Source organism: Thauera butanivorans NBRC 103042, assembly GCF_001591165.1.
Taxonomy (GTDB): Bacteria; Pseudomonadota; Gammaproteobacteria; order Burkholderiales; family Rhodocyclaceae; genus Thauera; species Thauera butanivorans.
In genome coordinates, this window is the sequence record NZ_BCUG01000064.1 from 18910 (window position 1) to 29371 (window position 10462).

Below are 10462 nucleotides of genomic sequence, written 5' to 3' on the forward strand. Positions count from 1 at the left end.
TCGGTGGATGGCGGTTCCGCGGGCGGCGCCTGCCGACCCGCCATCGCCCGGCATGTAGTCAGGCATAGGGATCGGCGTAGCCGAGACCACCGAGGATATCCGTCTCGAGTTTTTCCATTTCCAGGGCATCGGCCTCGTTCTCGTGGTCATGGCCCTGGAGGTGCAACATACCATGCACCACCAGATGGGCGAAATGCGCTTCCAGCGTCTTGCCCTGCTCGGCCGCCTCGCGCACCACCACCGGCACGCACAGCACCAGGTCGCCGGCCAGCGGCCCATGACCACCCTCGCTGCCCTCGCCCGCAGCGGGCATCGCCTCACCTTCACCATAGACGAAGGTGAGCACGTTGGTGGCGTAGTCCTTGCCGCGGAAACCGCGGTTCAGTTCGCGCCCTTCGGCCTCGCCCACCAGCCGCACGGTGACTTCGGCATCACGCAGCAGGGCCGCCTGCGCCCAGCGGCGGATGGCGTGCTTCTTGGGTGCGTTGGCCTTGTCGACGCCTTCGACCGCCTTCTGCACGGCGAGCTTCAGCACCGGCGGACTGTCGCCTTGCGGCAGATCGATCGGCTCGGCCTCCTCGACCGGCAGCAGGCCGTGCTGCAGATCGACGCGCAGCGTCAGCACGTTGCAGGCGGCGGGCTGCAGCGACAGCAGCGGCACGGCATCCTCACCGGCGCAGTCGGCTTCGATTTCCAGGTCGCCCCAGGGCTCCCCGGGCAGGCTCAGCAGCAGGCGACGGCCGTCGCCCAGTTCGATCTCCAGGCGCTCGGCCTTGATCCGCGTCGTTCTGCCATCGGCGTCGACCGCAAGAATCCTGGTCTTACCCATTTTTTCGTTCGCCGCTTTCGGCATCCTTGTCTTCCTCATCCTGAGCCTGGGCACCGGCCACCGCCTTCGCGCGCTCCAGGCGGGCGGCCTCATTGTCGTAAGCTTCGACGATGCGTGCGACAAGCGGATGACGGACGACGTCTTCCTTGCGGAATTCGGTGAAAGCGATGCCGCGCACGCCGGCCAGCACCTGCTGGGCCTCCTTCAGGCCGCTGCGCTGGCCGCGCACCAGATCGACCTGGGTGAGGTCACCGGTGACCACCGCCTTGGCGCCGAAGCCGATGCGGGTGAGGAACATCTTCATCTGCTCGGGCGTGGTGTTCTGCGCCTCGTCGAGGATGATGAAGGCGTTGTTGAGCGTGCGCCCGCGCATGAAGGCCAGCGGTGCGATCTCGATCAGGCTGCGCTCGAACAGCTTGCCGACACGCTCGAAGCCCATCAGGTCGTAGAGCGCGTCGTACAGCGGGCGCAGGTAGGGGTCGACCTTCTGCGCCAGGTCGCCCGGCAGGAAGCCCAGGCGCTCGCCGGCCTCGACCGCCGGGCGGGTCAGCACGATGCGTTCGACCAGCTCGCGCTCGAAGGCATCGACCGCGCAGGCCACCGCGAGGTAGGTCTTGCCGGTGCCGGCAGGGCCGATGCCGAAAGTGATGTCGTGCTCCTGGATGTTGCGCAGGTATTCCACCTGGCGCGGCGTACGGCCGTGCAGCTCGCTGCGGCGGGTCATCAGCACCGGCGAGGCCACGGTGGCTTCGCCGCGGTTGGCGATCTCCACCAGGCCGAGCTGGACTTCGTCGAAGGACAGGTCGTTCTCGGTACGTTCGTAGAAATGCTTCAGCGCCATCTCGCCGCGCAGCACCTGGGCCGGATGGCCGTTCAGGGTGAACTGCTCGCCGCGGCGGGCGATGGTGATGTCGAAAGCGTTCTCGATCTGGCGCAGGTTCTCGTCGAGCGCGCCGCAGAGTTTGGCGAGCCGGGCGTTGTCCGCCGGCTCGAAGAAGACATCCAGGGTTTTCGCCATTCAGGATTCCCGGGTGATGATCTCGCCGCGCAGGCTGTGCGGCAGCGCGGCGGTGATGCGCACGTCGATGAACTGGTTGATCAGGCGGCCGCGATTGAGCGAAGGCGCGGCGAAGTTGACCACGCGGTTGTTGTCGGTGCGGCCCATCAGCTCTTCGTCGGCGTTCTTGCGCGCCGCGCCTTCGACCAGGATGCGCTGCACGCTGCCGACCATGGCCTGGCTGTTGGCCTGGTACTGCTCGTCGATGCGCTTCTGCAGCCGCGCCAGCCAGGCGAGCTTGGTCTCCTGCGGCACCGTGTCTTCGAGGTCGGCTGCCGGCGTGCCGGGGCGGGCGCTGTAGACGAAGCTGAAGGAACCGTCGAAGCCGATGTCGTCGATCAGCTTCATGGTCTTGTCGAAGTCCGCCTCGGTCTCGCCCGGGAAGCCGACGATGAAGTCCGAAGTCAGCGACAGGTCGGGCCGCGCCGCGCGCAGCTTGCGCACCACCGACTTGAACTCCAGCACCGAGTAGCCGCGCTTCATCGCCGCCAGCACACGATCCGAGCCCGACTGCACCGGCAGATGCAGTTGCGACACCAGTTTGGGGATGGTGGCGTAGCAGTCGATCAGGCGCTGCGTCATCTCGCGCGGGTGCGAGGTGGTATAGCGGATGCGCTCGATGCCGGGCATTTCCGCCACGCACTCGAGCAGGAAGGCGAAGTCGCCCTCCTCGCCCGCTTCGCGCACCAGCTCGCCGCGCCACGCATTGACGTTCTGGCCGAGCAGGGTCACTTCCTTGACGCCCTGCGCGGTCAGGCCGGCGATCTCGGCCAGGATGTCGTCCAGCGGGCGCGACACTTCCTCGCCGCGGGTGTAGGGCACGACGCAGAAGGTACAGTACTTGGAACAGCCTTCCATGATCGACACGAAGGCGCTGGCGCCTTCGACCCGCGCCGGCGGCATGGCGTCGAACTTCTCGATCTCGGGGAAGGAAATATCGACCTGCGAGCGGCCGGTGCGGCGGCGCGCCTCGATCAGGTTCGGCAGCCGGTGCAGGGTCTGCGGGCCGAACACCACGTCCACATAGGGCGCGCGCTTGACGATGGCCTCGCCTTCCTGGCTCGCCACGCAACCGCCCACGCCGATGATCAGGTCGGGCCGCGCCTGCTTCAGCAGCCGTACCCGGCCGAGGTCGTGGAACACCCGCTCCTGCGCCTTCTCGCGCACCGAGCAGGTGTTGAACAGGATCACATCCGCTTCTTCGGGGTTGTCGGTCTTGACCAGCTCTTCGCCGGCCGCGAGCACGTCCGCCATCTTGTCGGAGTCGTACTCGTTCATCTGGCACCCGAAGGTGCGGATGTAGAGTTTCTTCATCGAGAAAATTCAGTCACGGCGTCAAATGCGATGACGCTAGCGCTTGGGATCGGGAACGGCAGCCTCTTCGGGCGTGAGGATCCACACCCGATGCACCTGCCCATACTTGTCGAACTTGACGCGCACCTTGTATTCGCCCCGGATGTGCGAAGGCAGCACGATGCGGTTGTAGGTGTTGCGGATCTGCGCGCCCGGACTCAGCGCGGCCGGCTGGTCATCGACCAGCACGGTTCCCGCGGAGGCGAAGGTCATCGTGGTCTTGCGGGCATCTTCCGGAAACGCCCGCGATGGCGCGGCGTGCGCCGCCGAGCCGGGCGCGCCCGCCAGCGACAGCAACAGAAGTGAGAAGGGAATCTTGCGCAAAACATCAGCCGGCAATGACCGGCAGGCTACGTGAACAAGCGCAGGATTTTCACCCATGGAGAGCGCCATGTCAACGCAAAACCCTTTATAAATCAAACGCTACGCAGACAGGAAAGGTACGGCGGCACGACACGGCCGCCTGCGCGGCCTACGATCACGCAGATCACGCCTATTGACGCCTTCCCGTTCGACCCGCTATATTTGCGCGCTCTGTTGGTGATGTAGCTCAGACGGTTAGAGCGACGGATTCATAACCCGTAGGTCGGCAGTTCGATTCTGCCCATCACCACCAATTCCCAAAATCCCAACCCTCATCGGTTGGGATTTTTTTTGCCCGTTCCCCCAGTGTTGGCGCGGTTTCTGGGCATGGCCTCGCGAGCGCCCCCCCTGCGAAGGCGGCGTTTTTGCCCCCACCGACGCCTCTCTGTTCTCCGTTTTCTCTGGTGGCCACGCGAGCGTTCTCGAGGCCATTTCCTTTGCTGGCGCGGGTTTAGAGGCGGTCGGTTGTGGTTGGCAACTCCTGTAGCGGTGGCGACCGAGTGTCGAGAGGCGGTAATCCCCCCATTTTCAGGGGCAGCCAGAAGTAGAGCTATGCGGCGATGGCCAGCCGCTGCTTTGGGGTGATACCGCCCAAGGCCATGTTGGGGCGCTCGTGATTGTAGAGCCAGAGCCAGCGGGTGGCGTAATCCTGGACCTCATCGATCGACTCGAACAGGTAGTGACCGAGCCAGTCGTAGCGTACGGTGCGGTTAAAGCGCTCGACGTAGTCGGCTCTGAAATATTCAATTTTCCACACCGAGCCGCTCGCCAAGCGGCCAGGCAGCGTTGTCACTGCCCCTCCGCCCAAGCATCCCAACCAGCACGCAGAGCGCAAAAAGCGCCTTCAGCCCCAGGCGGACCACTGCCCGCATCAACCAGCGCAGGTTGTACCCGGCGGCGCACAGCACCGGGTGCAGCACATCTCCTTCCGATCCTTTGAGCCAATTCCGCCGTAATCCACAATCGCCCTTCAGGTGCCCGATCACCGGCTCCACCGCCTGACGGCGTCTGAGCAGTCGGCGCGCCTTGGCGCTCAGGCTCTTGATCCGGCCGCGGTGGATGATCTCAACCCCTGGCACTTCCACGCCCCGATAGCCCAGATCAACAATAGCGGTGTGGGGCTTCGGGGCGCCTTTGACGTCCTGCATCAGGATCGTGGCTTGCTCGATCTGCTCGGCAAGGGTGTGGCCGTCGTAGGGGTTGCCGGGAAAGGCCCGGGCGCCGACGATCAGGTTGCCTTTCTCGGTGGTGGCAATGCCCACCTTGACGCCGAATTCATAGGGTTGGCGCGCTTTGCCCTTGCCGATGCATTCGACTTCCGGTGCGTGCAGGGCGTAGAGCTTGTTCTTGTCCTTGGGCCGCTGGGTGTGGATGCGCCGGGCACGTTCGAGCCACAGGGTGGCAATCTCTTTCATGCCGTCGGCAAGCTCCGGCAGACGCCGTTCCAGGTCGCGCATGACCCGGCCCAGGATCGTCCGCTGGCGCTTGAGCACCCGGCTCAGGCGCCGGTACTGTTTGGCGTGAGCGTAGCCACCGGCCCGCCGCTTGAGACTGCGGCCTTCCTTATCGAAGGTCTGGCGCAGCACCACGCCAGCGCGTTTGGCGATCAGCACCAACTTGCGCCGGGCCACGTCGAGCAGCCGACTGTCGGTGGGAAAGGCGATGGCCTTCTCCTGCACCGTGGAATCGACGATGACCCGCTCCAGGTCTTTCGGAGCAATGGCCTTCAGCGACACCGCGGTTTCGATGGTCTTGGCCAGCAGCTCTTCTACGCCCGCGTCCCCCAGCACACGACGAAAACGCGTCAGGCCGCTCGGGTCGCAAGGCAATCGGGCCTCAAAATACTCGCCACCACAAAAGAACTGCCAGTACGGATTCTCCGCCCATCCTTGAACGACGCTCTCGTCGCTCTGGCCGAACGCGTGTTTCAGATACAGCAGCCCCACCATCAACCGGATCGGCAGGCGCGGGCGACCTGCCGGGCTCGTACCTGCGCCCACTACCTGCAGGGTCGGGCCAAACAGATCAAGACCTGGGATCGGCCGCCCTTGGCGGTCCTTGCGGGCAAAGCACGGCGCAAGCGCCGATTCGATCTCGACCCACGGCATGCGCAATGCCAATACCGCGAGCGGGTGGTGCGGATCGATCATTGCATCAAGTCGGGCGCGGAAAAAATCCGGGGTCGTCATCGCAAATCTGCGCTCCAAATCTTCCAGAAAGTGAATGCGATTGCACTGGAAACTGGAAGATTCCGCAAGGACTCAGGGGCACTCCGCCCGCACGGAGAAAGGGCTGGGATGGTTCTTCAGGGCCGACGACGTAGGCATTTTGCTGCGGCTTTCCGGGCTGGATGTGATTGAGCTGAACACCGTTTTTCTGTGCCCACTCGGTCAGCGTCTTGCCGACATATTCCGGTCCGTTGTCGCTGCGGATCGCCGTTGGCTTGCCTCGCCATTCGATCACCTGTTCGAGCGCGCGCACGACCCGCTCGGCGGGCAAGGACAGATCGATGTCCATGGCGAGCGCTTCGCGGTTGAAGTCGTCGATGATGTTGAGCAGTCGGAAACTGCGCCCATCGGCCAGCTGATCGTGCATGAAGTCCATCGACCAGCACTGATTGATCGCCTTGGGTACCGCCAGCGGTTCGGGTTTCTCGCGCACGATCCGCTTTCGCGGCTTGATGCGCAGATTGAGCTCGAGCTCGCGATAGATCCGATACACCCGCTTGTGATTCCAGCGGTAGCCCTTCACGTTTCGCAGGTACAAGAAGCACAGGCCAAAGCCCCAGTTGCGCTGGTTGTGGGTCAGGCGGATCAAGTGATCGGCGATCTCGGCATTCTCGGCCGAGCACTTCGCCTGGTAGCGGTAGCAGGTTTCGCTGATCCCGAATGCCGCACACGCCACGCGTATGCGCGCGCCGCGCTGCTGCACGGCCTGGTAAGCCATCTCACGCCGGCGAGATGGCTTCACCACTTTTTTTCGAGGGCCTCCTTCACGATCTCTGCCTTGAGCCGTTCTTCTGCATACATCTTCTTGAGCCGAGCGTTCTCCACTTCGAGCTCCTTGAGCCGCGCCATCAGCGACGCATCCATGCCACCAAACCTGGCCCGCCACTTGTAGAACGTCGCCGAGCTGATGCCGTGCTCCCGGCACAACTCCGGAACCGGCTTGCCAGCCTCCGCCTGCTTGAGCACGGCGATGATCTGGCTGTCTGAAAACCTCGATGTCTTCATCTTGTAGAACTCCCTCGATCCGAGAAAATTCTACTTCTGAGCGCCCCTATTTGCCGGGGATTACCCAGGCCCCGCGTGCACGGTACGTAGCGCCCGGTCAGACTGAAAGGTCGATCTGCATAAATGAAACAGCGTTGCGGTTTTCCAATGCTCAAAATTGCAGAACGATTCGGAACTCTGAGTACGAGATGCCACCCATCTGGTAGAGGTTACGGCGTCCGATCTCGGCACGTATCTGGATGTCGTGGAACCTGCAGACCTGTTTGGCCAAGAACAGCCCAAGCCCCTCACCCGGCAAGCCAGCCGCTTGAGCGCCACGATAGCCCTTCTTAAAAAGGTGCGGCAGCTCCGCATCTGCAACCGCGGGGCCAACGGATGTGATGGTGACTGTTTGGCGCCCACCGATGGGCTCAAATCCGACGGTCACGACCTGGCTCCTCGGCGAGTACTTCACCGCGTTCTCAAGCAGGACGAACGGCAAAAGTTCAAAGACTGGAAGGGTATCAATCTCGATCCTCGACTCGCCATTCAGCTGAAACGTCACGCCCCTATCACGAGCCTCTTCGGCCAAGATTCGTCTCGCCTTGTCAAACTTCTTGTAGATCCCGGACCGGATCACAGTCTGACTTTCGAGCGCACGGGGATTGAGCTCGATGTCGGTGTAGGCCAACCGGGAGGAGATCATGCCCGCTGTGTAAAAGATGGACAACGCAGCCTGGTTGAGTTGTGTCTGCCCCTCCGTATCCCTGCTGAGACGCTCCGCAAACTTGGTCAGTTGCGCGCTGAACCTGCGGACTTCATGAAGCGTGCTGTCCAAGATCTCCTTGACGTGAAGGGCCTCGGACGCAAGTCGCGCGTTCTGCTCTTTCAGTTCTGCGATCTCGGCATCGCGCTGTGCCAACCTGCGGTTCTGTTTGTCGTAACGCATTAGACCCCCAAAGTTGCGCTGATCAGTGTTGCCACTGCCGTAGCAGAGAACTTGATAATTAGGTCTTTGATCTCCTGCGTGACCCCGAGCTCTCGCGCTTGATTGGCCAGAACGTCCGGCTTTCGCTGCCGCACCGCTTTGATAAAAGCCTGCTCCAGCTTGAAGACATCGAACAGCTCTACGCCTCGCTCAAGCAAAGCTCGTCGCATGCGAATCCAGCGATTTCGAGGGTTAACCACTTCATTCATACCAACCTCGAGATTTTTGACCCATGCCTCGATGCTCTCGTCCTTCGCCATGCGCTTGTCGGCGGCGGTAAGCGCATTGGTTGTGGCAACGCTGTGAGTCTGGCCCGTGTAGCCGATGAGGAATTTGTCGGGGTAAGCCTTGCGAATCTCGTTCACAAGGTGTGCTCCCTCCAGGCTGCTGCCAAAAGCACGACCGACACCCGCCACATCGCACACGATGATTGGAAACGTCGACACCGTATCCAGAGACCTGATGTCAGGCCCTAGCTCAACGACGCGAAATTTATGATGCAGCAGCGCCTCCTTTGGCGCGAAAGGGTTGTCGTCGAGGACGGCAATCTCCACCTGACGTTTGGCCTCTGCCATGTCGATGGATTCCTGCCCAATCGAGCTGAGCGGCTCCGGGGTTCTAAAGGTGCGGAACATAGGTTCTCCTTGAAGATATGGGTCGTCAGACGATTCGAGCGAACATCCCGCCCAGGTACTTGTCCCGACCGTCCTCCATGAAAAGGACGTGCCGATCTTCCAGGTCTTGCTTTTTGGTCGGGTCACCGACGTTCAACAGGTCGGAGAACTTGGTAGGCGACAGGACGAAGGCATTGAGCACCAGACCTGGTTCCCCTGGCTTGGCCTGCTTGTTCAACGTCGCCTCTAGCGTCTTGACCTCCTTGTAAAGGCCGAGCTTGGGGTGCGAAAGATCGAGATTGCGCAGCCCCTTCGGATCGACAAACGTCAGCCACTGCTTGCCGCTGGCATCGTCCACCAGCCACAGCAGGAAGTCCGGATAGAAGTTGCCCGCCAGCGCGAAGCCCAGGCCTTTCTCTTCCCGATCCGCATTGCGCAGCAGGTACAGACTGCGCGGGCCAATCGCTTCCTTGCCTTCGCTGGAGTTGTAGAACGTCTCCAGATCGCGGACAAACTCCCATTCGCTCGGCGCGTCAAAAGCCAGCGGACGCAGTTTCAGCGGCACCGCATCCTTGTCCTCCAATGCCAGCAGCGGGTAGTACAAGTGGCGGTCGAAGCTGATTGCGACCATGTGTGGTGCGTTCCATTTGCTGGCCTCTCCGATCTTGCCGTCCGCCACCAGCTTCTTCAGCACTTCCAGCTTCGCCTGATACTCCAGACCGTCGTCGCTGTTCTCGATCTCGAACTGGTACAGCTTGAGCATTGACCCGTGATCTTCATCGATGTGGGTGATGTCGTAGAACTGGCCTTCGTAGCCCGTCTTCAGGGCCTTGTAGAAGCGGTCGGTGTAGTCCGTCAGCAGTCGGAGCAGGATGTCTTCCTGCTTGCGGATGTCGGCAAAGGTCGTCACGTTCAGTTCCGCCGCCGGGATGAACAGCGTGTACCAATCCTGCGTGCCCGCACAGAAGTCGATCAGTTTCTGCCGTTCCAGCCGCAGGTTGCTCCAGCTGCGTTGCAGCTTGTAATCCTGCAAGGCCAGATAGACGCGATCCCAATTGAACGCCGGGAACAGCTTCTGATTAAGCTTGCCTTCGTGGCGAGCCTGGATTGTGGGTGATGGGCTGCTCTTGCCCTTGCTGGACAGCGCCTCGACACGCGGGTACAGGTCGAGTACCACATGGGGGGGCTTGATCTTGCCCTGAAACTGCGTGGGTATTTCGTACAGCCACGGAAAGTGCGTGCGCTTGAACCCAAGTTTCTGGTTGTCCTTGTAGCCATCCTTCAGCGCCAAGGTCTTGAGCTTGCCCTTCGGCAGGTTGGCCCGTGTCGGGAAGTCCAGTTCCAGCACTTCGTCACTGGGCGTGATGCCTTCCTCGCGCAGGTAGTCCTTGAACGCAGCCATGTAGCTGGCGCGCACGCCGAAGATGTTCAGTGCCTCCAGTTTGTCCAGATGCACGCCCTTGGGCCGGTCCTGCGGCAAGGTGCGCTTGAGCGAGAAGCCCTTGCCCTTGAGGCGCACCCCGCGTCCGAACAACTGGATGATCTGCGAGCCTTCTCCCTGGCCCATGTTTAGCAGGCCCATCGTGGACACGCGCCAACTGCTCCAGCCTTCCGTGAATTTGCGCGAGCCGATCAGCACGTTGAGGCGGCTGTCCTTGTTGTTCAGCGTGCCGAACAGCGCGCCGCCGAAGTCGTCGCGTTCGCTATCGAAGGCCTCTACGTCCTCCGCCATCCCGAAGAAGCCCGCATCGTCGCCGATGTTGATAAGGCCAAAGGGATCGGCATCGCCCACGCGCAAGGCGAGCTCGCCTTTGCTACTTTTGATGTTGACCAGCTTCAGCCGTTGCTTGGCGGAGGCATTGAACACGCGTAGCAAGATGTCGGCGTATAGCTCGTCCACACGACCGCTGAAGCCCATCAAGGGTGTGAAGCGCCCGCTGAAGATATTGTTACCCTTGGCGTCCAGAATCTGCGCCTTGTCCGCAATCAGGTCGGTCAGCCAGCTCTTGATCTGCGCTTCGCTGTTCAGGAAGTCGGCCAGGAAAT

Annotated in this window: 7 protein-coding genes, 1 tRNA gene and 3 pseudogenes; 1 reads left to right on the forward strand and 10 read right to left on the reverse strand. The window is 62.0% G+C overall.

Annotated elements, in window-relative coordinates; genetic code table 11:
* Positions 1–58: 58 nt before the first annotated feature.
* Genes ybeY through TBU01S_RS19945 form a run of 4 tightly spaced genes read right to left on the reverse strand, consistent with a single transcriptional unit; the run spans position 59 to position 3632 of the window.
* A complete protein-coding gene (ybeY, locus tag TBU01S_RS19930) occupies positions 59–853 on the reverse strand; it encodes an rRNA maturation RNase YbeY (RefSeq protein ID WP_083953752.1) in 795 nt (264 codons plus the stop codon).
* The gene (locus TBU01S_RS19935) at positions 822–1847 is read right to left on the reverse strand and encodes a PhoH family protein (protein ID WP_068639251.1); all 1026 of its coding nucleotides are present in this window, start codon (positions 1845–1847) and stop codon (positions 822–824) included. Before TBU01S_RS19935 ends, ybeY begins: the two co-directional genes overlap by 32 nt.
* Positions 1848–3200 carry a tRNA (N6-isopentenyl adenosine(37)-C2)-methylthiotransferase MiaB gene (gene miaB, locus TBU01S_RS19940; RefSeq protein WP_068639252.1) on the reverse strand — a complete coding sequence of 451 codons (1353 nt, stop codon included), beginning with the start codon at positions 3198–3200 and terminating at the stop codon, positions 1848–1850.
* Between the two features lie 36 nt (positions 3201–3236).
* Complete coding sequence (locus TBU01S_RS19945; protein ID WP_245650996.1) at positions 3237–3632, reverse strand: hypothetical protein; 396 nt, start codon at positions 3630–3632, stop codon at positions 3237–3239.
* Between the two features lie 146 nt (positions 3633–3778).
* Between TBU01S_RS19945 and TBU01S_RS19950 the strand changes: the two genes are divergently transcribed.
* Positions 3779–3855 (forward strand) — tRNA-Met (locus tag TBU01S_RS19950).
* Positions 3856–4152: 297 nt separating this feature from the next.
* Here TBU01S_RS19950 and TBU01S_RS19955 read toward each other — a convergent pair.
* The 6 genes and pseudogenes from TBU01S_RS19955 to TBU01S_RS19985 form a co-directional block, all read right to left on the reverse strand.
* Positions 4153–4329: pseudogene (locus tag TBU01S_RS19955) on the reverse strand (integrase core domain-containing protein); the annotation flags it as partial.
* A 16-nt stretch (positions 4330–4345) separates the two neighbouring features.
* Complete coding sequence (locus TBU01S_RS19960; RefSeq protein WP_157659226.1) at positions 4346–5791, reverse strand: IS5 family transposase; 1446 nt, start codon at positions 5789–5791, stop codon at positions 4346–4348.
* A 127-nt stretch (positions 5792–5918) separates the two neighbouring features.
* Positions 5919–6835 (reverse strand): annotated as a pseudogene (locus TBU01S_RS19965) (IS3 family transposase); the annotation flags it as partial.
* A gap of 151 nt (positions 6836–6986) precedes the next feature.
* Positions 6987–7763: a sensor histidine kinase gene (locus TBU01S_RS19975; protein ID WP_068639255.1), complete on the reverse strand. Its 777-nt coding sequence runs from the start codon at positions 7761–7763 to the stop codon at positions 6987–6989.
* Positions 7763–8437, reverse strand: coding sequence for a hypothetical protein (locus tag TBU01S_RS19980; RefSeq protein WP_068639256.1), 675 nt, complete (start codon positions 8435–8437; stop codon positions 7763–7765). The genes TBU01S_RS19975 and TBU01S_RS19980 overlap by 1 nt, the downstream gene beginning before the upstream one ends.
* Before the next feature lie 25 nt (positions 8438–8462).
* Positions 8463–10462 (reverse strand): annotated as a pseudogene (locus tag TBU01S_RS19985) (DEAD/DEAH box helicase family protein); the annotation flags it as partial.

What these genes read in the sequence shown, in the direction of transcription:
- TBU01S_RS19980 (WP_068639256.1), bottom strand. Translation starts at nt 8,437, where the DNA reads ATGTTCCGCACCTTTAGAACCCCGGAGCCGCTCAGCTCGATTGGGCAG.
- TBU01S_RS19935 (WP_068639251.1), bottom strand. Translation starts at nt 1,847, where the DNA reads ATGGCGAAAACCCTGGATGTCTTCTTCGAGCCGGCGGACAACGCCCGG.
- TBU01S_RS19945 (WP_245650996.1), bottom strand. Translation starts at nt 3,632, where the DNA reads ATGGCGCTCTCCATGGGTGAAAATCCTGCGCTTGTTCACGTAGCCTGC.
- TBU01S_RS19960 (WP_157659226.1), bottom strand. Translation starts at nt 5,791, where the DNA reads ATGACGACCCCGGATTTTTTCCGCGCCCGACTTGATGCAATGATCGAT.
- TBU01S_RS19975 (WP_068639255.1), bottom strand. Translation starts at nt 7,763, where the DNA reads ATGCGTTACGACAAACAGAACCGCAGGTTGGCACAGCGCGATGCCGAG.
- ybeY (WP_083953752.1), bottom strand. Translation starts at nt 853, where the DNA reads ATGCCGAAAGCGGCGAACGAAAAAATGGGTAAGACCAGGATTCTTGCG.
- miaB (WP_068639252.1), bottom strand. Translation starts at nt 3,200, where the DNA reads ATGAAGAAACTCTACATCCGCACCTTCGGGTGCCAGATGAACGAGTAC.